The sequence below is a fragment of the Bacillus sp. X1(2014) genome (assembly GCF_007678255.1).
On the sequence record NZ_VEED01000001.1, the window covers coordinates 261,584 to 286,123 of the forward strand.

The 24,540-nt window shown below is 37.9% G+C and carries 28 protein-coding genes; 1 reads left to right on the forward strand and 27 read right to left on the reverse strand.

Annotation, left to right across the window (positions count from 1 at the left end):
* Positions 1-96 precede the first annotated feature (96 nt).
* The 10 genes from panD to FS608_RS01380 all read right to left on the reverse strand — a co-directional run bounded on the left by panD (position 97) and on the right by FS608_RS01380 (position 8,020).
* A complete protein-coding gene (panD, locus tag FS608_RS01335; RefSeq protein ID WP_144547421.1) occupies positions 97-480 on the reverse strand; it encodes an aspartate 1-decarboxylase in 384 nt (127 codons plus the stop codon).
* 28 nt (positions 481-508) lie between these two features.
* A complete protein-coding gene (gene panC, locus FS608_RS01340) occupies positions 509-1,357 on the reverse strand; it encodes a pantoate--beta-alanine ligase (protein WP_144547423.1) in 849 nt (282 codons plus the stop codon).
* Positions 1,354-2,190, reverse strand: a complete 837-nt coding sequence (gene panB, locus FS608_RS01345) for a 3-methyl-2-oxobutanoate hydroxymethyltransferase (protein ID WP_144547426.1) — start codon at positions 2,188-2,190, stop codon at positions 1,354-1,356. The genes panC and panB overlap by 4 nt, the downstream gene beginning before the upstream one ends.
* 243 nt (positions 2,191-2,433) lie before the next feature.
* Positions 2,434-3,411, reverse strand: a complete 978-nt coding sequence (locus FS608_RS01350) for a biotin--[acetyl-CoA-carboxylase] ligase (RefSeq protein ID WP_144547428.1) — start codon at positions 3,409-3,411, stop codon at positions 2,434-2,436.
* The gene (locus FS608_RS01355; protein ID WP_144547430.1) at positions 3,396-4,595 is read right to left on the reverse strand and encodes a CCA tRNA nucleotidyltransferase; all 1,200 of its coding nucleotides are present in this window, start codon (positions 4,593-4,595) and stop codon (positions 3,396-3,398) included. The genes FS608_RS01350 and FS608_RS01355 overlap by 16 nt, the downstream gene beginning before the upstream one ends.
* Before the next feature lie 10 nt (positions 4,596-4,605).
* The gene (gene bshA, locus FS608_RS01360; RefSeq protein WP_144547432.1) at positions 4,606-5,733 is read right to left on the reverse strand and encodes an N-acetyl-alpha-D-glucosaminyl L-malate synthase BshA; all 1,128 of its coding nucleotides are present in this window, start codon (positions 5,731-5,733) and stop codon (positions 4,606-4,608) included.
* 2 nt (positions 5,734-5,735) lie between these two features.
* Positions 5,736-6,446, reverse strand: a complete 711-nt coding sequence (bshB1, locus tag FS608_RS01365) for a bacillithiol biosynthesis deacetylase BshB1 (RefSeq protein ID WP_144547434.1) — start codon at positions 6,444-6,446, stop codon at positions 5,736-5,738.
* Positions 6,439-6,855 (reverse strand): methylglyoxal synthase, encoded by a 417-nt coding sequence (gene mgsA / locus FS608_RS01370; RefSeq protein WP_144547436.1) that lies wholly within the window; start codon positions 6,853-6,855, stop codon positions 6,439-6,441. Before mgsA ends, bshB1 begins: the two co-directional genes overlap by 8 nt.
* Positions 6,856-6,866: 11 nt before the next feature.
* Complete coding sequence (gene dapB, locus FS608_RS01375) at positions 6,867-7,670, reverse strand: 4-hydroxy-tetrahydrodipicolinate reductase (RefSeq protein ID WP_144547438.1); 804 nt, start codon at positions 7,668-7,670, stop codon at positions 6,867-6,869.
* Positions 7,671-7,675: 5 nt separating this feature from the next.
* A complete protein-coding gene (locus FS608_RS01380; protein ID WP_144547440.1) occupies positions 7,676-8,020 on the reverse strand; it encodes a nucleotide pyrophosphohydrolase in 345 nt (114 codons plus the stop codon).
* A gap of 197 nt (positions 8,021-8,217) precedes the next feature.
* Here FS608_RS01380 and FS608_RS01385 point away from each other — a divergent pair, with 197 nt between their 5' ends.
* Entirely contained in the window at positions 8,218-9,090 is an 873-nt protein-coding gene (locus FS608_RS01385; protein ID WP_144547442.1) for a YitT family protein, read from the forward strand.
* A 33-nt stretch (positions 9,091-9,123) separates the two neighbouring features.
* Here the strand turns inward: FS608_RS01385 and ypjB are convergent, their stop codons facing one another.
* The 17 genes from ypjB to hepT form a co-directional block, all read right to left on the reverse strand.
* The gene (gene ypjB / locus FS608_RS01390) at positions 9,124-9,909 is read right to left on the reverse strand and encodes a sporulation protein YpjB (RefSeq protein ID WP_260871553.1); all 786 of its coding nucleotides are present in this window, start codon (positions 9,907-9,909) and stop codon (positions 9,124-9,126) included.
* A gap of 66 nt (positions 9,910-9,975) precedes the next feature.
* On the reverse strand, positions 9,976-10,569 hold the full coding sequence (lhaT, locus tag FS608_RS01395) for a lipoprotein heptaprenylglyceryl N-acetyltransferase LhaT (RefSeq protein WP_144547444.1): 594 nt from the start codon (positions 10,567-10,569) through the stop codon (positions 9,976-9,978).
* Between the two features lie 77 nt (positions 10,570-10,646).
* Positions 10,647-11,420: a menaquinol-cytochrome c reductase cytochrome b/c subunit gene (locus tag FS608_RS01400; RefSeq protein ID WP_144547446.1), complete on the reverse strand. Its 774-nt coding sequence runs from the start codon at positions 11,418-11,420 to the stop codon at positions 10,647-10,649.
* 65 nt (positions 11,421-11,485) lie between these two features.
* Positions 11,486-12,160, reverse strand: a complete 675-nt coding sequence (gene qcrB / locus FS608_RS01405) for a menaquinol-cytochrome c reductase cytochrome b subunit (RefSeq protein WP_144547447.1) — start codon at positions 12,158-12,160, stop codon at positions 11,486-11,488.
* A gap of 1 nt (position 12,161) precedes the next feature.
* Complete coding sequence (locus tag FS608_RS01410; RefSeq protein ID WP_098574793.1) at positions 12,162-12,668, reverse strand: QcrA and Rieske domain-containing protein; 507 nt, start codon at positions 12,666-12,668, stop codon at positions 12,162-12,164.
* Between the two features lie 143 nt (positions 12,669-12,811).
* Positions 12,812-13,276, reverse strand: coding sequence for a YpiF family protein (locus FS608_RS01415; RefSeq protein WP_144547448.1), 465 nt, complete (start codon positions 13,274-13,276; stop codon positions 12,812-12,814).
* Between the two features lie 110 nt (positions 13,277-13,386).
* Complete coding sequence (locus tag FS608_RS01420) at positions 13,387-13,953, reverse strand: ReoY family proteolytic degradation factor (protein WP_144547450.1); 567 nt, start codon at positions 13,951-13,953, stop codon at positions 13,387-13,389.
* 33 nt (positions 13,954-13,986) lie between these two features.
* Complete coding sequence (locus FS608_RS01425) at positions 13,987-15,252, reverse strand: tetratricopeptide repeat protein (protein WP_144547452.1); 1,266 nt, start codon at positions 15,250-15,252, stop codon at positions 13,987-13,989.
* A 21-nt stretch (positions 15,253-15,273) separates the two neighbouring features.
* Positions 15,274-16,176 carry a hypothetical protein gene (locus FS608_RS01430; protein WP_144547454.1) on the reverse strand — a complete coding sequence of 301 codons (903 nt, stop codon included), beginning with the start codon at positions 16,174-16,176 and terminating at the stop codon, positions 15,274-15,276.
* Between the two features lie 412 nt (positions 16,177-16,588).
* Entirely contained in the window at positions 16,589-17,878 is a 1,290-nt protein-coding gene (aroA, locus tag FS608_RS01440) for a 3-phosphoshikimate 1-carboxyvinyltransferase (RefSeq protein WP_144547458.1), read from the reverse strand.
* 27 nt (positions 17,879-17,905) lie between these two features.
* On the reverse strand, positions 17,906-19,012 hold the full coding sequence (locus FS608_RS01445; protein WP_144547460.1) for a prephenate dehydrogenase: 1,107 nt from the start codon (positions 19,010-19,012) through the stop codon (positions 17,906-17,908).
* Between the two features lie 34 nt (positions 19,013-19,046).
* Entirely contained in the window at positions 19,047-20,135 is a 1,089-nt protein-coding gene (gene hisC / locus FS608_RS01450) for a histidinol-phosphate transaminase (protein WP_144547462.1), read from the reverse strand.
* Between the two features lie 55 nt (positions 20,136-20,190).
* Positions 20,191-20,565 carry a chorismate mutase gene (gene aroH, locus FS608_RS01455; RefSeq protein WP_144547464.1) on the reverse strand — a complete coding sequence of 125 codons (375 nt, stop codon included), beginning with the start codon at positions 20,563-20,565 and terminating at the stop codon, positions 20,191-20,193.
* A 15-nt stretch (positions 20,566-20,580) separates the two neighbouring features.
* Positions 20,581-21,651 carry a 3-dehydroquinate synthase gene (gene aroB, locus FS608_RS01460; protein WP_144547466.1) on the reverse strand — a complete coding sequence of 357 codons (1,071 nt, stop codon included), beginning with the start codon at positions 21,649-21,651 and terminating at the stop codon, positions 20,581-20,583.
* Positions 21,651-22,823: a chorismate synthase gene (aroC, locus tag FS608_RS01465; protein WP_144547955.1), complete on the reverse strand. Its 1,173-nt coding sequence runs from the start codon at positions 22,821-22,823 to the stop codon at positions 21,651-21,653. The genes aroB and aroC overlap by 1 nt, the downstream gene beginning before the upstream one ends.
* 164 nt (positions 22,824-22,987) lie before the next feature.
* Positions 22,988-23,434 carry a nucleoside-diphosphate kinase gene (gene ndk, locus FS608_RS01470; RefSeq protein WP_026563926.1) on the reverse strand — a complete coding sequence of 149 codons (447 nt, stop codon included), beginning with the start codon at positions 23,432-23,434 and terminating at the stop codon, positions 22,988-22,990.
* Positions 23,435-23,534: 100 nt separating this feature from the next.
* The gene (gene hepT / locus FS608_RS01475) at positions 23,535-24,497 is read right to left on the reverse strand and encodes a heptaprenyl diphosphate synthase component II (RefSeq protein WP_144547468.1); all 963 of its coding nucleotides are present in this window, start codon (positions 24,495-24,497) and stop codon (positions 23,535-23,537) included.
* Positions 24,498-24,540: the final 43 nt, after the last annotated feature.

Below are 24,540 nucleotides of genomic sequence, written 5' to 3' on the forward strand. Positions count from 1 at the left end.
TAGGAGCTCTAGTTTCTACCATAAACTTTACGATTATTTTTATTATGTATATTATATAAAACTCTAAGTAAAAAAGAAAAATCCCCTGAACGGGGATTACATGATCGTTAATGCAGGTTCAGCATGAATGAGTTCTTTAATCCGATTATCTTCATCCATGATCGCTACTTTTGGTTTATGTGCAGCTACTTTTTCTTCAGCAATCAGCGCATAAGAGATAATAATGACGATATCACCTTTTTGAACAAGACGGGCGGCTGCACCATTTAAACAAATGACTCCACTGCCTCTTTCACCAGGAATTATATAAGTCTCTAAGCGGGCACCGTTATTATTGTTAACAATTTGAACTTTTTCATTTGCAATCATTCCGACTGCATCTAAAATGTCCTCATCGATTGTAATACTGCCTACATAATTTAAATTTGCCTCAGTAACTGTGGCACGGTGGATCTTTCCGTTCATCATGTTGCGCAACATATCCTCTTCCTCCATTTCCTCTTACCTATCAATCTATTTTTGTAATTAAATTGTCTATTAAACGAACCTTTGTAAATTTTACAGCGAGCGCAATAATAATTGTACCCTCTAATTTTGCCAATGGTTTTAATTGCGGATAGGAGTAGATTTGGACATAATCAATTACACCAGATGATTCTTTACCAATCTCTTCACGAATCATATGAATTAATTTATTTGGATCTCTCTCACCTGCATCTATAGCTGCAGCTGCTGCTTGAAGACTTTGATAAAGAACAGGTGCTTCTTTTCTTTCCTTCGGCAGGAGATTAACATTACGGGAACTCTTAGCCAGTCCATCATTTTCCCGGACAATATCTACTGCTACAAGATTTACAGGAATATTAAAATCTGAAATTAACCCTTCAATAACCGCAACTTGCTGAGCATCTTTTTTCCCAAAATATGCACGTGTTGGCATAATAATGTTAAAGAACTTTGTAATGACTGTAGCAACGCCGTCAAAATGGCCAGGGCGTGAACTACCACATAAAACATCTGTGCGCTCCTGTACGGTAACTCTGACTGAAAGGTCGGTCGGATACATTTCTTCTACACTTGGATAAAATAGAAAATCGGCCATTTCACTTTCAGCCAAGGCACGGTCACGCTCAAAGTCACGCGGATATTCAGCATAATCCTCTTTCGGCCCAAACTGTAAAGGATTCACAAATATGCTGAGGACGACGATATCATTTTCTTGTCTAGCTCTATTTAACAGCGTTAAATGTCCTTCGTGCAGAAAACCCATCGTTGGAACAAAGCCAATCGATTTTCCTTGGGACTTTTGATTCAAAATTAACTCCTGCATTTCTTTAATTGTGGTGATTATCCTCATTTTATACCTCCATAAAGCCCTTTGAGTTCCTGCTCCTTCATTGTGAATGAATGCTTATCTTCAGGAAACTGTTTGTTTTTAACATCTGCTGCATATGCTTGAATAGATTCGATCATAAAAGGATTTACGGAATGGTATTGTTTCACGAACTTCGGTACACGCTCAACACCATATCCAAGGATATCATGATAAACGAGCACTTGACCGTCCACCTCAATTCCAGCACCAATACCAATTATAGGTATAGAAAGACTTTGTGTAATTTCCTCAGCCAATTGTTTTGGGACACATTCAAGGACGATAGCGAATGCTCCTGCTTCTTCACATTTCTTCGCATCATCTATTAGTTTTCTTGCTGCCTCGGCATCTTTCCCTTGTACTTTATACCCGCCTAATACCCCAACTGATTGTGGAGTTAATCCCAAATGAGCACACACTGGGATGCCTGCTTTCGTTAGAGCAGATATTTTTTCTATTACATCATCTGCACCTTCAAGCTTTACTGCATGTGCGCCTGTTTCTTGAATGAGTCTGCCTGCATTCAATAAAGTATCTCGGACAGATAAATGATAGGTTAAAAATGGCAAGTCTGCGAGAATAAATGTATCTTTAGCACCTCGTTTTACTGCTTTCGTATGATGGATCATGTCTTCAAGCGTCACCGGTATGGTTGAATCATACCCTAAGACAACCATACCAAGGGAATCTCCCACCAAAATAATGTCCACTCCACCCTCTTCTGCTTGTTTAGCAGAAGGGTAATCATACGCAGTTAACATGACAATTTTTTCGTTATTTTCCTTCATTTTCAAAAAATCTGTTACTTGTTTCATCCATTTTTCCCTCCTTTTAGTTGGGAGAGGGAATTAGAAGATTTCGAAGAGCAAATAAAAAGATCCATCTGAAGGCAGAGGATCCCTATTACTCAATTACATGCTTCATCCCTCTGTCCCGGTCCGTTAAACGGATCTAGGCAGAAACCTTTTTAAATTGTTGTTTATTACATAAAGGTGCAGTTCACCATGGATACTGCCCATTGGAATGAATTATAGCAAATTTCTCGAAAAGTTCAAGCCTTATAACTCAATATCCGCTGAATAAATTTGGTGAATGAAACCAGTCTGATCCTCTAGTTTCAACACTCCATCATCTGTGATTCCGAGTGCTTTACCTTCAATGGTCTTCGTTAATGTTCTCGCTTTAATGTACTTACCGATACTGCTGGCATAGCCCTCCCATAAAAGCTTTATTGGTAAGAAGCCCTGTTCCAAATACATTGTATACAAATTTTCAAAGTTCTTGAGGATACTTTTAATTAATTCTGCCCTCGAAACAGTTTCTTTTTGCTCAATAAAAAGGGACGTGGCAATTTCTTGAATTTCTGCTGGGAAATCTTCTGTCTTTTGATTCACATTTATACCTATTCCAATAATAATCGAATGAATTTGATCGGCTTCAGCCTGTAGCTCAGTTAAAATTCCAGTGACTTTTTTCCCACTAATTAGAACATCATTAGGCCATTTGATATCTGGGATTAAGTCTGTCAATTCTTCAATGGCTTGAACAATTGCAACCGCTGCTAATAATGTTAATTGTGGCGCATTACTAAGAGGAATATTGGGGCGCAGGATCATGCTCATCCAAATCCCTGTATATTTTGGAGAATGCCATTTACGGGCCATCCTGCCTCTTCCTGACAACTGCTCTTCGGCGATAATGACCGTTCCTTCTGGGGCATCTTCAGAAGCCATGCGATGGGCAATCTTCTGAGTAGACTCAACAGTCTCCTCATAATGGATATTTCTCCCCATGAAGTGAGTTGTAAGACCAAGTCTTATTTCATCCGCAGTTATTTTTTCTGGGGTTTTCAGAATTCGATATCCCTTATTTCTAACTGCATCTAATTCAAATCCTTCTTTTCTTAGTTCCTCTATGTGCTTCCAAACTGCCGTCCTAGAGCAGCCAATGAGTTCAGCTAGATGTTGACCTGACAAAAAGGCATCTCCGGCATTTGTAAAGGCATCAAGTAATTCTTTTCTTATTTCTGATTGCACTTCATTAGCCACTCCTTGATTTTTTCTTTGTTATTCTCTAGTTGGCAAGATAGGATACTGTTTTCAATATCTAATAGCGTTTCCTTTAGCCATGGGCCGCCTCTTTTATTGTACCAATCCATTAAGTCATTCCCTGATACATTTATTTCTGCCCGTTCTTTAATCGGAAGAGAATCATACAGTTCTACCCAATGTTCAATCGATCGAGTATCCTTTATTCGTTTAATCACAAGGTAGAGTCTTTCTGTTGAAAGAATCGTATCACGGCCCGCAGAATAGAGGTCATAAACAGACCATTCTTGTTCAAGTCTTTTATATAAGAAATGGACCGTTCGCCCAATCTCTCTTATTTCCTTAATTGCAAGCCGCCAGTTTTTTAGAAATACCTCGATCTCTTTTTCTTTTAATTGTAAACAGAAAATTAATAATGACCACATTTCATTAATATTGAGAGTATTACTTTCAAAGCTAATCATTTTCTCTAACGATTGCCGCTTTCCTTTTAAACCAGGCAAATATAAATAGATGTTGGTATCAAGAAGGATATTTAGAGCTGGGGGTTTGTTTTTACCGATTAACAGTTTTTCGAACTCGGTTCTTTTTCTCTCTACAGCAATCTTATCAAGTAAGTGAACCAAACTGGCTAATGCGGTGACAGTTCCCGCTTCAATTTGAAATGAAAGTTGACTAACAAACCGTACCGCTCTCATCATTCTTAAGGCATCTTCTTGGAATCTGTCACGTGGGCTTCCGACGGTTTGAATTATTTTATTCTGAATCGCTAAAAATCCATTAAATGGATCAATCAGTTTTCTATTCCTGTCCATTGCTATGGCATTCATTGTAAAATCTCTGCGCTGCAAGTCATCCTTTAAATTTCGAATAAACGTAACCTCTTTCGGTCTACGATAATCTTCATACTCAGATTCTGTTCTAAATGTTGTGATTTCATATGCCCCGTTATTTACCAGGACCAGAACCGTTCCATGTTCTATTCCAATATCTACTGTTTTCGGAAAAATTTTTTTCACTTCATCTGGTGTTGCACTTGTCGCAATATCCACGTCATTAATCATTCTTTTTAAAAGAAAATCTCTCACTGATCCGCCAACAAAGTAGGCTTCAAAACCGGCATCCTCTAGCTTTTTTATGACAGGAATTGCAGTTTGGAATGGGTCTGTCATTTCCTTCACCTTAATTCAGTAAATTAAAATATATTTGCTCATATTGTTCAACGATTTGGTCCGCTTTAAATGTTGTTTTTGCTGTGTAAATGGACTGTTTAGAAAATTGCTGATGAAGCTTCGCATCATTTAAAACAGCCAATGCTTTACTGGAAATATCCTCTATGTCTCCTACTTCACAAATAAATCCATTGACACCATGATTAATAACCTCTGGTACACCGCCAACATTTGTCCCTATACAAGGGACACCACATGCCATCGCCTCTAAGGCAACAAGTCCAAAGCTTTCTTTTTCCGATAATAACAACATTAAATCACTAATAGAGTACAATTCCTCTAAACTCTCTTGTTTACCTAGAAAAATGACTTGATCTTCTAAGCCCAGTTCTCTGACTAACTTACAAACGATGGTCATTTCGGGACCATCTCCGACCAACAGTAATTTTGCAGGCATTGCTGATGCAATCTTTGCAAAAGATTTCACTACATCTTTCACTCGTTTTACTGGACGGAAATTGGAAACATGAATGATCACTTTCTCCTCTTCCCTTATCTCAAAATCTGACTTCAAAGCAAGTGCATCCATTTTTTTATAGACTCGGTCATCAATAAAATTATAGACAGTTTCGATTGTTTTATCAGGATTTATGAGATCATAAGTTTGATCCACAAGCGCTTTCGAAACAGCAGTTACCACATCAGATTTTTCTATTCCAAATTTAATCGCATCTGTCAACGAAGGATCATACCCCAAGACAGTTATATCTGTTCCGTGTAGGGTAGTGACGATTTTAAAATCTCGGTGACTCATTTGCTTGGCTAATATAGCACAAACCGCGTGAGGAATAGCATAGTGAACGTGAAGCAAATCTAATTTTTCCCGATTAGCTACTTCCGCCATTTTACTTGCTAAAGCAATATCGTAAGGTGGGTACTGAAATAAGGAATATTGATTCACTTCAACTTGATGATAATAGATATTATGATAAATTTTGTTCAATCTAAAAGGAATACTAGATGAAATGAAATGAATTTCATGACCTTTTTCAGCCAGCATTTTTCCTAATTCCGTTGCTACCACACCCGACCCGCCAACTGTCGGATAGCAAGTAATTCCAATTTTTAATTTCCTCATGGTTATTCTCCTATCAGATCTCGATTCAAAAGAATAGGAACTTTCGTTTTGAACCCTTCAGCAAATGTAACACCAACGAGCTTGCCAAACATTCTTTCCCTTGCCTCTACTGTTTCAATATACCCATTTACGAGCGGGGTATTGTAGGTTTCTTTTGTTTGCTGGAATTGGCTCTTATACTCCCTTAATGCTTGAAGCTTTTTATCTATGTATTGAGATATATCGATTACAAAATCTGGTTTATGAAAACCATTAATCATATAAAAATAAACTCTTTCTACTCGGTGGGCAGGTTCATTTCCTTCTGTTACATATTTTCGTATTCCAGCAGAAAAAACTGCCTCCTCCACTAAACTAGCACAATTTCCATGGTCTGGATGGCGGTCTTCAAAATAAGGTGCAAACACAATTTGAGGCTTATTTTTTCTTATGACCCTTGCAATTTCTCTTATGTATTCTTCTTTAAGAAATAAACCCCTATCTGGTAAGCCTAGGGAGGTTCTACATGAAACTTTTAGCACTTCAGCTGCTTTCGCTGCCTCTAACTTTCTTAATTCTACGAATCCATTTGAGGAGAGGTCGGCATCTGTTAGATCACAGATACCCACACGTTTTCCTTCAGATGTAAATTTTGCGATAGTCCCCGCCATGCCTATCTCGACATCATCTGCATGGGCACCAAATGCAAGGACTTGAAGGTGTTGATTAATCATTAAGTCCACCATTCTCTTTAATTATATTTCTCCATTCAATAAGCCCCAGTTCTAAACCTCTTATTAGCAATTCTGCAGTTCCCATATTAGTTGCAAGGGGTATGGAGTATACATCACATAGCCTTACTAATGCAGTAACATCTGGTTCATGTGGCTGGGCGGTTAATGGATCTCGGAAAAAGAAAACTGCATCCATTTCATTTTGGGCAATCATGGCACCGATTTGCTGGTCGCCACCAAGCGGTCCGGATTGAAACCGTGTAATACTCAACCCCGTTGCTTCACTAATTCTTTGCCCAGTTGTCCCAGTAGCAAATAAAGAATGCTTCGAAAAAATATTCTGATAAGCAATCGCGAACTGCACCAAATCATTTTTCTTATTATCATGAGCAATTAAAGCAATATTCATTATATCTCCTCCTAACCTAAAATATTTTCAAGGCCATAAACAAAGGTATTATGTGTCATCACAGACTCCACTGCCACTTTTACCCCAGACATGAACGATCCTCGGTGGTAGGAATCGTGCCTGATTGTTAGAGTCTGACCATCTGAGCCGAATAACACCTGTTGATGCGCGACCAATCCCGGCAAACGGACCGAGTGAATATGCATTCCATCAAAATTTGCTCCTCGAGCACCTACTATTGTTTCTTTTTCATTTGGGTGACCTTGATTTTTTGACTCTCGAACTGAAGAAATCATTTCAGCAGTTTTTACCGCAGTTCCAGACGGTGCATCCAACTTCTGGTCATGGTGTAATTCAATAATTTCTACATCATCAAAATATTTTGCAGCCAATTGGGAAAATTTCATCATTAACACAGCACCTATGGCAAAATTCGGAGCGATGATACACCCCAAATTCTTTTCCTGACAAATACTTTCTAATTCCTCTAAATCACTAGTGGTAAAACCGGTCGTACCTACAACTGGGCGTACATTGTAGGCAAGCGCAGTTTTTGCGTGGTGCATACCTACTTCAGGTGTTGTTAGGTCAATCAACACATCTGCTTGAACATTTTGCATGCATGTTTCAATATTAGAATAAACTTGCACATTATGTATTGAATGAAAACCTTCCAAATCGCTTAGCATGATACCATCATACTTATGATCTACAACAGCCGCTAGTTCAAAGTGTTCAGTATTAGCGACCAACTTTACAGCTTCGCTCCCCATTCTGCCGCGGGGACCTGCGATGATAATTTTTATTTTTTCCATAATATTCACTCCATTTTTCCTTCATTAATTCTTGTCCAACGATCTTTGTCTCTTGTCTTAAATTTTGCCATGACATAATCATGTGCATCTTCGAGGCTAATATTTAAAGAATTTGCAAAGCAAATTAATACAAATAAAAGGTCCCCCAACTCTTCCTCAATCGCTTTTTCAGTTTCACTAGTTTTTTTTGGTTTCTCTCCATAATAATGGTTTACCTCTCTGGCAAATTCCCCTAGTTCCTCTGTAAGTCGCGCCAGCATGGCTAGCGGACTGAAGTAACCCTCTTTAAATTGACTAATGTACAAATCTACTTCTTGCTGAAGATCTTTTATCGTCTTTTCCTTGGCCAATTTGTCTACACCTCGTTATTATGACTGATACTTATGTCCATTTTCTTATTCATTGTTTATGTTAGCTAAATTATTGCTGTTTTACAAATGTTTTCATTTATTAATGCTCTTTTTTACAACTCATTGCTCTAGCTTTTTTAATTCGATATAATAAAAACCGCCATATAAGAGAATTTATGGCAGAGGGGGGATTATGAATGTTATCAGGACTTAAATTTAAAAACATATTGTTCATCCTTTTAGGAGCTGCAATCATGTCGTTTGGACTTGTCAATTTTAATATGCAAAACAAGTTGGCTGAGGGTGGTTTCACTGGGATTGCACTCTTATTTTATTTCTTGTTCAAGTGGGATCCGTCTTATTCAAATCTATTTTTAAATATTCCACTTTTTTTTATTGGCTGGAAATTGTTAGGACGGAATACATTTTTATATACCATTATAGGAACAGTGGGAGTATCAATTTTTCTATGGATATTTCAACGCTATTCCATTGAAATGCCACTTGAAAGTGATTTAACATTAGCGGCATTATTTGCTGGGGTTTTAACCGGCATTGGTTTAGGAGTGATCTTTCGATATGGTGGAACAACGGGCGGAGTCGATATTATTGCAAGGCTCGTCCAAAAATATGCAGGCTGGAATATGGGAAAAACGATGTTCTTATTTGATGCATGTGTTATCGCCTTATCACTTATTACGTATTTAAATTATAAACAGGCAATGTATACACTTGTAGCTGTTTTTATTGGTGCAAGAGTCATCGATTTCATCTTGGAAGGCGCTTATTCAGCAAGAGGTGCAATGATCATTTCTGAAAAAAATGAACAAATTGCCGCAAAAATTATGGAGGAAATGGACCGAGGAGTAACTGCCTTAAAAGGTTATGGATCGTACACAAAAAGTGAACGTGAAGTGTTATATTGTGTTGTAGCTAAAAATGAAATCGTCCGGTTAAAAAATGTAATAACCTCGGTCGATCCGCATGCCTTTGTTTCCATTACCATTGTCCATGATGTTCATGGAGAAGGGTTCACCCTAGATGAAAATAAAATGCCTTTAATAGATTAAAAAGCAATGTCGTTGGACATTGCTTTTTTAGTATCAATCTTTCGATCGGTCTTTTTTCTGGTTCTTGTCACCTTGATATTTTCTCCAGCCAACGTAGGACAGGGTCATGATAATAATGCTTCCAGTGGAGATAATAACCCACCAAATGTTAGGATCTGCCTCATCCTCTTCCATGTTAGAAAAGAGTTTGACTAAGTCAGTATCTAGTTTATCCAATTCCTGTTGACTTTTCGTATCACTTACTACTAGGGAACGATATTCATTAATAAAATCAATCCGAGCATCTAATTTTTGTACATTTTCTACGGACACATCAATTTTCATACTTGGATAGATGACATTGTACAAAGATAAAAATGAGTTGAAGTTTGTATGAAAGTGTCCAGAATCACCTTTTTTAGCAGCATCTTTTGCTTGATGAAAAGCAGTCATAATTTGATCTTCCATTTCAACCCATAACGGTTGATGACTTGTAGCAATCGCATCAATAACAAGTCGAAATTTGACTAATTTATTTATTCGTTCCTCATATTTCATGTTGGAACTTACTGCCGCTTCCATTGCTTCATCATGGGAGGTGTTAATTATTCTTACCTCATCCATGGTTAATGGTGGATCCGAACCAGCAATACTAGTGAACTGATCTGAAAAATAATCAAGGAGTCTTTTTGCATCTTCATATCTATGAAACTTAACCATTTGGAGTGCTTCATCTGATATATCATCAAGCTTCTCCATTGGCGATTGTTGTTCTGCATAAATAGTTGTGGGAGTAAGCATCATGATAATTGCAAATAAAAATAACCATTTGATTTTCAATCCTTGTCCCCCCTTTCATTACTAATAAAATGTATGTAGAGGTGGACAAGGTTAGACCATATTGGATTATTTTATTTCAAGTTTATACCGATTTGGCCGAATGGAAAAATAATAGGCAAGTGCGATGGAAAAAATCGAGAGCCAGAAAGTAAAATACCCAATTTGCGGGGTGTAGCGGTCAAGCATATGATAGCTTGGCAACATAAAAAATACATAATCAATCACATCATTATGTAAGGTCCAGATCGCTGTAATGATTAAATGCCACCATTTAAAACGGTAAAATGGAGCATATAAAATACCTTGAACAGCCATTGCGAAATGAGAAAATATCAGCATATAGCCAACTGCATCAAGTTCTCCTTGGACAAAGTAGACGAGAATGTTCATTACCACTGCCCAAATTCCATATTTAAAAAGTGTGACAATCGCTAGAGCCTCTATTAAAGGCCAATTTTTCCTTAATAGAAAGGCAATCAGAACGAAAACAAAAAATAAACTAGCTGTTGGGCTGTCAGGAACGAATGGCAGGAAAATTGCAGGTGTTTCTTTTAGCTGCCATCCATACCAGTAATATCCATAAATGGTTCCTGCTATATTTATAAATAATAACAGCTTCATAATTGACCGATTGGCCAAGAGTGGGTATATCCAACTCACGAGCAAGCTCCTTTCATGATTTTTTTCATGAAGAAAAAAGCTGACGATCGTTCGTCAGCTTTTTAACAATTCGTTTATTACTTACCAAGGCCTGAGATAAATTCAGAAAGTGTTTTAAGTTCTTCGTCAGTACCTTTGAAGATTCCGGCTGGCATTTTCCCGCCTTTACCTTCTTTAGCAATTTTCGCCACTTCATCTGCAGATAGACCCGTTCCAACTAATGCAGGCGCACCGGCACCACCAGAAAGATCATCACCGTGACAAGTAATACATGTATTGGCACTAGCTATTTTATAGCCGGCACTCGACTTATCAATATCAACCTTCTCAACAATTTTACCTTGACGTTCAGCCTGTTCCCAGTCATGTGTCGCAACAGATTCCCACGTTAAATATACGGTGCCAGCTAATGCCAAAAGCATAGCTGCAGTTGCAACCGGGCGCTTAATTGGACGTCGTTCCGGACCATTATCCAGGAACGGAGCTAATAGTAAGCCTCCAAATGCAAGTCCTGGCATAATCATTGCTCCGATAACCGTATATGGTCCGGATGCATATGAATATTTTAGTAATTGATACAAAAATAAGAAATACCAGTCTGGCAATGGAATGTACCCAGTATCAGTCGGGTCCGCTATTCTTTCAAGCGGAGCCGGATGGGCAACGGTTAAACATAAAAATCCGACAAGAAATACGGCTCCTATCATCCATTCTTTCAAAAGGAAGTTAGGCCAGAACGCCTCTGTTTTACCAGGGTATTCAGAGTAATCCTTCGGAATCATTTTTTTTCGTTCAGAAGGTGCTAAAACACGTGAATCACCAACGAACTTTAATCCTTTACCGCGATGCATCGAGCAATCCCCCTCCTTTTTCCGTAGTTAGTAGAAAAACAACGATTGTATAAAAAAGCCGTTTTTTATAGTGGTCCAGAAATACCTTGTTTACGAATCATTAAGAAGTGGGCTCCCATTAATCCAAGCAATGCACCTGGCAAGAAGAACACATGAATCGCAAAAAAGCGGGTTAATGTTTGTGCACCAACAATATGTTCATGTCCTGCAAGTAAAACCTTAACCTGTGAGCCGATAAATGGTGTTGCTTCGGCAATCTGCAGACCTACTTTTGTTGCAAATAACGCTTTCATATCCCATGGTAATAAGTAACCTGTAAAACCTAAGCCAAGCATTACGAAGAAAATAAGCACTCCGACTACCCAGTTTAATTCACGAGGTTTTTTATATGCACCTTGGAAGAAAACACGTAGTGTATGTAAGAACATCATTACAAGTACTAAACTCGCACCCCAGTGATGCATACCACGTACAATTTGTCCAAAAGCAACTTCATTTTGAAGATAATAAACCGATTCCCATGCGTTTTTAATATCTGGTACATAGTACATGGTTAAAAACATACCAGAGAGAATTTGAATGACTGTAACGAAGAATGTCAGACCTCCAAAGCAGTATACAAACGCTGAAAAGTGATGCGCTGGATTAACATGCTCAGGTACTTCATGGTCTGCGATATCGCGCCACAAAGGCGTAATATCTAAACGTTCATCTACCCAATCGTAAATCTTGTTTAACATGTTACGCCTCCTTCCGTGGTTCAGCTTTACCTAGATAAAGAAAACCGTCTTTTTCCTTAAATGGATATACATCAAGCGGGTGAAGTGGTGGTGTACCTGGAACATTGGTTCCATCCTTTGTATAACGGCCATAGTGGCATGGACAGAAGAACTGATTTGGATGTTCCTTGTCCGTATTCCAGTTAACCGTACAGCCTAAATGTTTACACACAGGTGAAAGGGCTACAATCTTACCTGCATCATTCTTATAAACCCATGCAGTTTCCGTAACCTCAGACTCATACCATGCATCCTTTTGTTTAAAGCTAAAGTCAACTCGAACCGGCTCGTTTGTTATTTCAGAAACCTTTTGCTTTGTTGCGACAAAATCTCCGCCTTCTTCAGCCTTTAAAACAGGATCAACTGCAAATCTTACCATTGGCATTAACATACCAGCAGCCATGAAGCCGCCTACCCCTGTTAATGTGTAGCTTAAAAATTGACGTCTTGAAACGCGTTGCTTACTCATGCTTATATCCCCCCCTCTATTCATGAAGTTAAGTCCAACGGACAAAATTTAAACACATATAAAACTAGGACATAACAATGATATATCAATCTTCAGGTTAGGTCAATATCATACTATTTTAAAAACATGCTTAAAAGATGGTTTTACTCATTTTCATGCCATTTTTGCGTAAAAAGATCTAATAATTGTTTTACTTGACTATCAACAACCGCCATTTTCTGTGAATCATTCATATGTTCAAGCGGGATGGATGGAAGCCATAAAACGGTTCCAGATAGTTCTCCTTCTCGTGTTCTCCATTCAATTTCGGATGTTATGTAAAATACGTGTTTAAACGCCCCCTTTGTAAGGCTATCCTCCCAATCCTTCAAATCACTAATAGTATCTTCTCCATTTTTGGACTTCAGATATGTATAGGGAGGCAATAATAATAATCTTCCTGTAAATTGCCTTTCTAAATGGCCTGTTAGCAATGTGATAAATTCCGCACCGGTCGCAGACTGTTTCATCTCTCCCCCGATAGAAACGGCCAGTAACGGTACAACAGCTGTGTCTACATACTCCTTGGCATTCAAATACGTCTCAATATCTTGAGGTGTCCATTTCATATCTATGCACCAACCTTTTGATTTCACTATTATTATAATATCATTTTCTACAGAAACAATAAAAGATATAGAGCTATAATTAGAAAAATTCCAAACAAAAAGGAAGCTGCTTATCGCACGCTTCCTTTTTGTTCAGTCAATGTTAATGTATTAAGTTTTTGCGTCAGGATTTGAAATGCCTTTCGATCTTGATTATCAAGGGCCTCATCGATTAATTGAAGGATTTTCTCACGTTGAAAGTGTTCAATACTCCGCTGCAGTAATTGTTCTGCAATGATGCCATCCTTCTCATTCACTTGCAGATGTTTAGGAACATATAAATTTTCTTCGAGAACCGCAGCATACTGGTGTGCCTGATTAGAAGCATGAAAGTTTAATTGGATAAAAATATCCTCATCTCGATTTAAGCGAATATCGTGAAAGGATTTTTCAGCATCAGTTGTCATCACATTTTCTTTATAGAATCTAAATGGTACCTTATCGACGCAATGTGTAGACATAATTAAACCTCTCGGACAATACTGTGCTTGCTCCACAAAATGGACCTTCTCCATAAGTTGATCGTGGCTCATAAGATAGTTAAGAATCCAAACACATTCTCTTCTCTTTAATTGATAATGATTTAAAAACCAGCGAATAAAGTCCTTCTTCTCGTTGACAGAAACAGGGGTTGCCATGATAGTTTCCCTCCTCTGCAAATCAGCTTTTTTTTAATCTTTCAACCCTGTAAGACGTTCAAGTAAATCCATATACTCCCCGTTTGTTGGATCTTCATTAAGCAACTGTTTAAAAATTTCGGCGGCGCGGTCACTTTTTCCTTCTTCAATTAGAAAATAACCGTAATCCTGTAAAAAAGTTTCATTTTTCTTAAAAAAAGTATATGCACTTTCATATTTGTCTAATGCGTAAGAAAATTTTTCTAGCTTCTGATAGCTTACTGCTGCATCCCACAAAAGTTGGGGTTCTTCATCTTCTTTAATATCAAGTTCAGTAATTAAATCAATGATGTCCTCATATCTTTCTTGAAGGAAAAAGAGTTTATTTAATGTTAGTGCTGCTTCAATAAATCCTGGGTCTAAGGCAAGTGCTTCGCGGAAATACTGTTCTCCATCTTCCGCTTTCCCCAATTGGGTTGCTATTTTCCCTCCAAGGAAAAATAACTCCTTATTAAATTCATCTTGTTTTATGCCTTCTTGAATGGTAAGTAAACTATTTTCAAGTTCTCCCTCCCTTTCATATGCTAAAGCAAGGTGTAAATATAGCGAATGATATTCTGGATCCAGCTCTTTTAATTCAGTGAATTTTCCAATAGCGGTCTGATAATATCCAGCCTGAAGTGCAGTAAAACCATAGCCGAATAAAGTGTTAATCTCTAACTTTTCATTTATTGCCTTTTCATAATAAACCAATGCTTCTTCAAACATTCCAGATACACTTAAGAGATCTGCTATCCGTTGATCTATATTTACACCAGCTATTTCATTTTCTTCTTTTAGAACCTTTTCGTATGCTTCCAGTGCCTTGGTCACTTCACCTTGTTCACTGTAAAGTTCTCCTATAGCAAAATCTATAATGATTTCATCTGGCAACAATTCCTTTGCCTTCAGAAGTTTTCTTTCACAAACTTCATATAAACCTTGAACTTGATAAAGATCGGCCAATAAAAGTAAGGATTGTCCAAAATTAGCATCATGTTCTGATATCTTTTCAAGAATAAGAATTGCCTCTTCGTCTTCCCCGGCTTCAACTAATATTTCACCTAACAGGACTAGAAGCTCACCTTCCTCAGGGAATGTTTCTAATAAATTTTGTATTAGTGACTTTGCCTCTTCTAGGAAACCATATTGATACAATTCTTCGCCAAGAAGGAACTTTTCATCAGGCATGCCATTTTGTAATACATCATTATATTCAGTTAAGGCCTCATTATGTTGACCATTTTCTAACATGTTAATAATTTTATTCACTCGTTCCATTGACACTTACCTCTCGTTCTCCTAGATTGACAGAGAAAAATAGGATGGGATTCGCACCCTAACATGTTCTCCATTTCCAGGTTTAAATATCACTTCACCACCTGCTCGTAGAACATCCCCCTTGTGGACAGTCACTACGAGTCTATCACAATGATAAAGAAATAAATTCATATCATCAACATTCTGGCTTTCATTTATTTTTGTATACAAATTATAACTCACTTCTGTACCACACATTAAACTTGCTTTTTGCGGATATACACCAATTTTATTTAAAACAGAAACAGCCAATGGGCTATTTTCTTCAATTTCTTCATAAAGAGCCGGGATATTCTCTCTTTTCATGATACCTTTCCATTTCGACAAAACACTCTTTACTTCCTTCTTGTGAACTGAAGAAATTATTGGGATTAACGGACTATTGAAGGGGAACATTGCTTCTTTAATCCAACCCCAGGGAATTTGTTCTAATTCTTCATGGGATTGAAGGTCAACAAAAATAGCCGGTACTTTTTCCTTCTTACATTTCCTAATAAACGATTGAGTAATCAAACGAACAGGTATTCTTACCCCAATGAGATAGTCAATTGGGCTGCTTAAGAGAGCCGTTTTCAGCGCAGATATCTTTGTGGATAATTCATTTTCGTAGGAAACATTAACATAGGTGAACAAGGTGGTGCAACCTTTCAACAAAAAATCTTCTCTCAAACACTTTTTTAATTCTTGAAAGGTTCTTATTTGTGGAATATTTGAATTAAATAGAACATAGGCAGGGGCCATAATATATGGATCGGCATTCATTTTTATGAGCCGATAATGTTTGAAATGCGAGTCAATCTTCTCTATTCGGTTGTTACTAATTAATAGTGAACATGTTTTTAATTGCTTGTCTTTCAGGAGATTGGCATTTTCAATGATATACATTATCCACCACCCTTTTCATTGTGTCGTACTTTTCACTTTCACTTTTCTCTTTAAGACAAGCTATGCGAAAATTCTAAAAACTATGCTATTTAGCAAATAAAATATAAAGAATATTAATATATAAGCTTTGCAACATGTCTGTTGATTTGCGCTCCAGGCACGAGCGGTCGCGGGCGTGCCGGGGAGCCAGTCCAGCTACAGCGCGCCTAGCCCCTCGAGGCCGCTTCGGTCCTGCGGGGTCTCTCCTGCCCCGTACTCCCGCAGGAGTCTTCGTGCCTTCCGCTCCAATCAACAGAGTGTTTTCATAAAGACTTTAAACTCAATAAAAGTCGGTTATAATGCTATGACAAAATAAAAAAATTGCCGAGAAGAATATTCTTTCTCGACAATCTTGGTGCATTGAAATGCAGCTTTACTTTATAAGGCTATTTAAATGGTCAAAGAAGTTCGGATATGAAACGGAAATGGCTTCTGGGTTTTCTAGCTCTGCTTTTTCTTCACAAAGGAGTGCAGCTATGGCCAGCATCATTCCAATTCGATGGTCGCCATGACTTGAGACAGTTCCACCACCTAATTTGGTTTTACCATGAATGATCATTCCATCTTCAGTTGCTTCGATTCTAGCACCTAAGGTTTTAAGTTCATGAACAACTGTATCAATTCGATTTGTTTCTTTAACTTTTAATTCCTCGGCATCCTTGATAATTGTTGTACCTTCAGCCTGAGTGGCCAAAAGGGCAATTATTGGGATTTCATCAATTAATTTTGGAATTAAATCTCCTTCAATAACAGTACCTTTAAGACTGGAAGTCTTAATAATAAGATCTCCCATAGGTTCAAATGAAGATTCCTCGTTTTGAACAATTTCTAAGTCAGCACCCATTTTTTTCATTACTTCGATAATTCCTGTTCTTGTTGGGTTTAGTCCGACATTTTTCAAAACAACTTCACTTTCAGGAATTATTGCACCTGCAACTAAAAAGAATGCTGCAGACGATATATCCCCAGGAACGTAAACTGTCGTTCCAGTTAGTTTTTGACCGCCATTGACGATAATCATTTGGTTATCCTTGTGTATTTCTCCGCCAAATTTAATGATCATTCTTTCAGTATGATCACGTGTTTCTTCAGGCTCAATAATCACACTTTGTCCTTCTGCTTGCAGCCCTGCAAGAATTAATGCAGATTTAACTTGTGCACTTGCAACCGGAAGTTGATAATTTACAGGTTTTAATTCACCACCACGAATAGAAATGGGGGTAAAGGAACCGTTGTTACGGCCGTCTATTCTTGCACCTAAATCCGATAATGGGTTTGTTACCCTCGTCATTGGACGTTTCCCGATTGACTCATCACCAACAAGGGAGGAGAAAAATGGTCTACCTGCCAATATTCCCATTAATAAACGGATCGTTGTTCCAGAGTTACCAACGTCCAATACTTCATTGGGTTCGGTTAACCCTTCAAATCCTTTTCCAATAATGCGAAGTTGACCATCAGATTCTTCGATGGTCACTCCAAGTTTTCGAAAGCACGAAATCGTGCTTAAGCAATCTTCCCCAGGCAAAAAATTGGATACTTTGGTTTCACCGTGAGCAATCGAACCAAACATAACTGACCGATGCGAAATTGATTTATCCCCAGGAATCGTTATTTCTCCGTTTAAGTGTGTTATGTTTGTCTTCAGTTTTAGAGACGTCATGAAAAATCACCTTTTTTATATATCATTTTAAGAACCAATAGATGTAGCAAAACTAGAATAGGAGCCGATACATCGTTCAGCTTTTTGCCGGTCCTCTTCTGTTTGAAAACTAATTACTAAGACACCATTTATATCTTCACGTGTTTCTAAAATTCTAATATTTGTGATACTAATTTCTTCTTTCGCTAAATAACCGGTGATTTCGGAAATCACCCCTGGATAGTCCGGTACATCAACAAATAAATCATAAAATGCCGGAATCGCACCCTTATCTTTTTGAGGCAGGCCATCACGGAATTGTTTTGCTTGGTGAAAATAGTCATATATTGCCGAACTGTTTTCATCTTCAAGCAGCGTTTTGACATCATTCATTTCTTCTTGCCACTGATTGAGCAGTTCAATTAATATCTCACGATTGTGGAGGAGAATATCCTTCCACATCTTCGGACTGCTTGAGGCGATCCGGGTAATATCTCTAAACCCGCCTGCTGCAAGACGTGGAATTAAACTCTCTGCTTCTGCTAACTTTTCAGTTTGGCGAACAATCGAGGCAGCAATGATATGAGGAAAATGACTGACAATTCCGGTAAGATAATCATGATTTTCTGGTGTGATAGTTAAAAACTTGGCTTTCGTCCCAGCTAACCATAATTTTATTTGTTCAACCTTTGAATCTTCTATATGTTCCTGCGGTGTTAACAGGTAAAATGCATTTTCAAATAATATTTCTTTGGCAGCAGAAACACCACTTTTATGTGATCCCGCCATTGGATGCCCGCCGATAAATGTAATTCCTCGTTCTTTTAGGCTTTTGGCACTTCCAACAATCTTGCTTTTTGTACTGCCTGTATCTGTCATGATTACCTCTGGATGGAGAGGGAGACCCGCAAGGAATTGGATAATTTCCTCTGTTTCATTTACAGGTGCAGAAATAATAATTAAATTAGCATCAATTGCACCACTTTGGATATCTTCAGCTATTTCATCAATGACTCCAAGCATTTTTGCTAGTCTTGCCTGTTCACTATTAATATCAAATCCTACAATCGTTGCATCCCCATGTTCCTTTTTTATACAAAGGGCAAGAGAACCTCCAATTAATCCTAAGCCTATAACAAAAACACGGCCTTTCAATGATAACTCCCCCTAAAAACAAAGCAGAACTGTATTACTTTTGTGATAAAAACTCTCCTAATACATTAAGAACACCCTCATTTTGTTCAGATGATCCCACTGTAATTCTAACCCCAGTAGGAAAACCAAGAGCTTTCCCGGAACGAACAATATATCCTCTCTGCATTAGATTTTCGAATACCAAATCCCCATCTGTTTTACAATCAATTAAAATAAAATTTGTTTGTGATGGGTAATAATCGAGTTCATACTTCCTACAGAATTCATAGAACTGTTCAAGCCCCTGCCTATTTTTTTCTTTGCAGCTGTTTATAAATTCCTGATCTCTTATGGCTGCAGCTGCCGCTAATAAACCTAAAGAATTAACATTAAAGGGTTCCCGAGCTGGTTCAAGTGCTTTAATGATTGCCCGATTGGCAACCCCATAGCCTATTCTTAAGGCAGCGAGGCCATATATTTTTGAAAAAGTCCTCAAGACAATTAAATTTTCATACTTTTGAGCTAATTTGATGGAATCATAGTAATCTTCCGCAACAACATATTCATAATAAGCTTCATCTAGTACGACCAAAATATCAGCAGGAACTTTTTCAAGAAAAGCGTTTAACTTAGATTCTGGTATATAGGTACCGGTAGGATTATTAGGACTGCATAGCCAAATGACATTGGTCTGATCATCAATGGCAGCCAACATGGCATCTAAATCATGGTTTCCATTTACAAGCGGGATTTCCTTACAAACCGCCCCTTCAATCACTGCGTTATGCTTATATTGTGAAAAGCTAGGTGTAGCCATAATTGTATTAGCATTCGGATGTAACAGTGCTCTTGAAATGATTTGAATTAAGTTATCTGAGCCATTTCCAAAGATTAATTCTTCTTCCTCAACCTGTAAAAAGGCTGAAAGTGTCTCTCGTAAAGAAGTTGCATAACCATCAGGATAGATTGCCAAACTTGTTTGATTTGATTGAAGTGCATCTAAAGCCTGAGATGAGCATCCAAAAGGATTTTCATTTGATGCTAGCTTCACTATCTTGTCAAGTTTATATTGCCTCTTCACTGCTTCTATCGATTTCCCTGGTTGATAAGGAGTCAGTTGTAATAACTGCTCTTTCCATCTCATATTTACTCACTCCGTTCGTAATAAATTATTCTATTACAGCTTTTACTGTTTTTACCTATTTTGCTAGACTGCTGCCAAGGTCGGGCCTTAGAACAGTTGCACCTTTTAAGTATACATGAATAATCTCTTCTTGTGGTTTGTTTGTATTGACATGCATCATGACCCGGACACACTTCTTTAACGAATTGGGAACAGGAATTTCCTGCATACACATCACAGGGACATACGTCCACCCCTCAAATTTACGAAGTGCCTTGGCAGGGAATCCTGCGTTAACATCGTCGGTTGTTGAAATGAAAATTGATCCAACTTGATCTGGTTGAATATGATTTTCTTCAATTAACCTCACAAAAAGTTCTTCTGTTGCAGAGATGATTTCCTCCTCGGTATTCTGGTCAATCGTAATTGCTCCTCTTACCCCTCTAATCAAGAAAAGCCCCCCTTATTAATTACTGTTTAATTGTTCGTATAGGATTGTTTCCGAAATTTCCTTAACTTGTGGCTGACCCAATTGTTCAAGTAGAACAAAGCGAATCTCATCCCTAACCGACTTTTTATCCTGCTTCATTTTGTTGATTAATTTTTCATGGGATAGATTTCCCGGGATTTTTGATTCATAACCTAGTCTTTCAATCCAGTTAGTAAATTCTTCGATATCGAAAGTAAGTCCTAGTAATTGGTTACTTAGCTTTAGGGCATAAATCATTCCTATCATCACTGCTTCCCCGTGCGTAAAGTTCCCATAACCCATCTCAGATTCAATGGCATGACCTAGCGTGTGGCCAAAATTCAAGTAAGCCCTGATCCCCGTTTCTCTTTCGTCTTGACCAACAATTTTACCTTTTACCCTTATACCTTTTATTAAAGATTCAGATAACATCTCTAATGATAAGGTTTGAAGGTCTTGCACATTATCTTTTAACCAGTTATAGAAATCGATATCATCAATAAGTGCATGTTTAATAACCTCAGCAAAACCAGAACGAATTTCATGAACTGGTAGTGTTTTAAGGAATGCTAAATCATAAAAAACTGCTTCTGGCTGATGGAAAGCCCCAATCATATTTTTCCCGAGCGGATGATTAATGGCTACCTTCCCGCCAACGGCACTATCATGAGCTAATATAGTAGTTGGTACCTGTATAAATGGAATGCCCCTCATAAAGGATGCTGCAACAAATCCTGACAAATCTCCAACAGCCCCCCCTCCAAAGGAGAGAATGACAGATTTCCGGTCTAGTTTGTTTTCAAGTGCTGTTGAAAGCGCAGCATAGAAAACTTCAAATGTTTTTGCTTTTTCCCCACTAGGAGCAGTAAAAATTACAGGGTTTAACGATTTCAACTCAAACAATAATTTTTCCAGATGAAGCTCTGCAACCGTTTCATCGGTAATGATTAATATTCTAGATAGACCGTCAAAATGGTTCGCCAAAAAAGGGCCGATTTCTTTCCTTACTCCTTCTCCCACATAGACATCATAGCTTTTTGAATCTGTATGGATTTGAATGGTTTCCATTAAAATTCCCTCGCATATTCCCGCTGTCTTTTAATTTCCTCTGCAAAAGTCTCAAAACGGTCACTATAAAATTGTTCAACCAAAGCATTGGCAAGTTCCCAAGCAACCGCATGTTCTGCAACAACAGCTGCAGCAGGTACTGCACAACTGTCTGAACGCTCGACACTTGCTGCAAACGGCTCTTTTGTATCAATATCAACGCTCATTAGAGGTTTATATAATGTCGGGATAGGTTTCATTACCCCTCTGACCACAACCGGCATGCCTGTTGTCATACCACCTTCAAATCCACCAAGGCGATTAGACTTCCGGTAATAACCTTTTTCTTGGTCCCATGCAATTTCATCATGTACTTCACTACCAGGTTTCCTTGCAGCCTCAAAGCCTATGCCAATTTCTACTCCTTTAAAGGCATTTATACTCATAATAGCGGCTGCTAATTTCCCATCCAATTTCCGATCATAATGAACATAACTTCCTACACCTGCTGGCATTCCCGTAGCGATTACTTCTACTACTCCGCCAATCGAATCCCCATTTTTCTTTGCTTCATCAATTGCAGCCATCATATCACTTTCTACGTTAGAGTCAGCACAACGAACAGGAGAATTTTCTGTTTTTTCCTTCAATTCATTAAATGAAATGGAGCGATCAATATTAGCTTTGATTCCTCCTATTTCAACTACATGGGAAACAATTTCAACACCCACTAATGATAAAAGCTTTTTGGCTACGGAACCTGCTGCAACTCTGACGGTGGTCTCACGTGCAGAAGAACGTTCAAGGACATTCCTCATATCTCTGTGACCATATTTAATTGCACCATTTAAATCGGCATGCCCCGGACGAGCACGTGTTACCTTCCGCTTTATCTCATCTTCTTGTCCTTCTTCTAGCGGTTCTGCCCCCATAATCTTTGTCCAGTGCTTCCAGTCATTGTTATGAACTACTAATGCAACGGGTGAGCCGAGAGTATACCCATGGCGGACACCAGAAACAATTTGGGCTGTATCCTTTTCAATTTGCATTCTTCTTCCGCGTCCATAACCTTTCTGACGCCTGGATAATTCTTCATTTATATCTTCCAATAATAATGGCATACCTGCAGGGAGGCCTTCTATTATCGTTGTTAATTGCGGCCCATGGGATTCTCCTGCTGTTAAATATCTCATTCCCATATTACTTTCCCCCTTCAACTCATTAAAGAATTTTGTATCAATATACCATATACTGCGCAATAAACATAGTATAACTATTCAGAAAAGAGAGAATAAATTTCTCATATAAAAAAAGGCATTTGTATAATTTCTTATACAAATGCCTCTCTTCATTTCAATTAGTAGATCCATTCGTTTACTAGTTTATTGTACTCTACTACCCCAGAATCTTTAAAGAATAAGCCAATTTCACGCTCAGCACTTGCAGGTGAATCAGACCCATGGATAACATTTTTTCCAACTGTTAATCCAAAATCACCGCGGATCGTTCCAGGAGCAGCATCCTTTGGATTAGTAGAACCCATCATTTGGCGAGCAGTAGCAATCACATTCTCACCTTGCCAAACCATTGCAAAAACTGGTCCTGAAGTAATAAAATCTACTAATTCTCCGAAGAATGGACGCTCTTTATGTTCACCATAATGCTCTTCGGCTAGTTCATTAGGAATGCTCATTAATTTAGCCCCTACTAATTGAAAGCCCTTTCTTTCAAAACGTGAAACGATTTCTCCAATTAGGTTACGTTGTACACCATCAGGTTTTACCATTAAAAATGTTTTTTCCATGAATTCCACTCCTAAAAATAAATTATTATGTATATTGAATGTTTTTAGAAAACAATCCATGAAAAATATTATCATTTTTTCGAAAATTTAACAAGGAAATTTAGAATTTTCGTTTTCCAATGAATTTTGCTAAGTCATGAAGGGTTTTTTTGGTTCTATTCGCAGGTAACCCTTCTAATTCTGCCAAAGCTTTTTTAAGGTAAAGATCACTAAGTGCAATTGATTTTTCAATTGCATCTGAGTTTTTAATAATGGTGATAATCTTCTTAATCTCTGAGGGAGCCATGGATTCATTTACCTTTTCAATTTCTGCACGTATTTCAGCCTTTTCCATTGCATAAAGAGCAGGTGCAGTAATATTTCCTTGCAGCAGGTCTCCACCAGCCGGCTTTCCTAGTTCCTTCTCAGTAGACGTAAAATCTAAAATATCATCGATAATTTGATAAGACATACCGACGTAGTAACCGAAACGATATAGTTTTTTATGAACGGATTCCTCTACATCTGCTGCAATTGCTCCTAATTGACAACTTACAGCAATTAATAGAGCAGTCTTTCTCTTAATCCTACGAAGATAATCTCGGAGATTTTGATTAAAACGATATTTATCTTTTATTTGCTGAATTTCCCCAAGTGAAACTTCAACAATGGTATTAGATAAAATTTTATGAGCAATTGGGTTTCTAATGTTCGTCATTAATTCTATCGCCAGAGCAAAAACAAAGTCACCTGTATACATAGCAATTTTGTTATCCCATTTAGATTTCACGGTTGGCTGCCCTCGACGAAGATCCGCATCGTCAATCACATCATCATGGACAAGTGAAGCCATATGAATTAATTCAAGTGCAACAGCAACATTTTTCATTACATGTATATCATAATTTCCAAATTTACCAGCAAGCAAAACAAAAACAGGACGAATTCTTTTTCCTCCGGCTTGTAATGTATGCATAGATGCTTGTTTTAGCAGAAGGGACTCCGCATGGATGGTCTCTTCTAACTTTTTTTCGATCAAGTTAATATCCGAATTCAAAAATGAATACATCATTTTTAATTTCATTTGTATTCACCCAGCTTTTCATCCTGTCTTCATGTACAATAAA

Coding starts and splice junctions, on each gene's coding strand:
- FS608_RS01385 (WP_144547442.1), top strand. CDS start 8,218: ATGTTATCAGGACTTAAATTTAAAAACATATTGTTCATCCTTTTAGGA.
- bshA (WP_144547432.1), bottom strand. CDS start 5,733: ATGAGGAAATTAAAAATTGGAATTACTTGCTATCCGACAGTTGGCGGG.
- mgsA (WP_144547436.1), bottom strand. CDS start 6,855: ATGAATATTGCTTTAATTGCTCATGATAATAAGAAAAATGATTTGGTG.
- dapB (WP_144547438.1), bottom strand. CDS start 7,670: ATGGAAAAAATAAAAATTATCATCGCAGGTCCCCGCGGCAGAATGGGG.
- FS608_RS01415 (WP_144547448.1), bottom strand. CDS start 13,276: ATGAAATGGACACCTCAAGATATTGAGACGTATTTGAATGCCAAGGAG.
- FS608_RS01400 (WP_144547446.1), bottom strand. CDS start 11,420: ATGCATCGCGGTAAAGGATTAAAGTTCGTTGGTGATTCACGTGTTTTA.
- FS608_RS01355 (WP_144547430.1), bottom strand. CDS start 4,595: ATGACAGACCCATTCCAAACTGCAATTCCTGTCATAAAAAAGCTAGAG.
- hisC (WP_144547462.1), bottom strand. CDS start 20,135: ATGAGATGGAAAGAGCAGTTATTACAACTGACTCCTTATCAACCAGGG.
- hepT (WP_144547468.1), bottom strand. CDS start 24,497: ATGAAATTAAAAATGATGTATTCATTTTTGAATTCGGATATTAACTTG.
- panC (WP_144547423.1), bottom strand. CDS start 1,357: ATGAGGATAATCACCACAATTAAAGAAATGCAGGAGTTAATTTTGAAT.
- bshB1 (WP_144547434.1), bottom strand. CDS start 6,446: ATGATTAATCAACACCTTCAAGTCCTTGCATTTGGTGCCCATGCAGAT.
- FS608_RS01410 (WP_098574793.1), bottom strand. CDS start 12,668: ATGAGTAAGCAACGCGTTTCAAGACGTCAATTTTTAAGCTACACATTA.
- aroC (WP_144547955.1), bottom strand. CDS start 22,823: ATGAGATATTTAACAGCAGGAGAATCCCATGGGCCGCAATTAACAACG.
- panD (WP_144547421.1), bottom strand. CDS start 480: ATGTTGCGCAACATGATGAACGGAAAGATCCACCGTGCCACAGTTACT.
- FS608_RS01420 (WP_144547450.1), bottom strand. CDS start 13,953: ATGGCAACCCCTGTTTCTGTCAACGAGAAGAAGGACTTTATTCGCTGG.
- ndk (WP_026563926.1), bottom strand. CDS start 23,434: ATGGAAAAAACATTTTTAATGGTAAAACCTGATGGTGTACAACGTAAC.
- aroB (WP_144547466.1), bottom strand. CDS start 21,651: ATGGAAACCATTCAAATCCATACAGATTCAAAAAGCTATGATGTCTAT.
- FS608_RS01425 (WP_144547452.1), bottom strand. CDS start 15,252: ATGGAACGAGTGAATAAAATTATTAACATGTTAGAAAATGGTCAACAT.
- panB (WP_144547426.1), bottom strand. CDS start 2,190: ATGAAACAAGTAACAGATTTTTTGAAAATGAAGGAAAATAACGAAAAA.
- FS608_RS01430 (WP_144547454.1), bottom strand. CDS start 16,176: ATGTATATCATTGAAAATGCCAATCTCCTGAAAGACAAGCAATTAAAA.
- aroA (WP_144547458.1), bottom strand. CDS start 17,878: ATGACGTCTCTAAAACTGAAGACAAACATAACACACTTAAACGGAGAA.
- qcrB (WP_144547447.1), bottom strand. CDS start 12,160: ATGTTAAACAAGATTTACGATTGGGTAGATGAACGTTTAGATATTACG.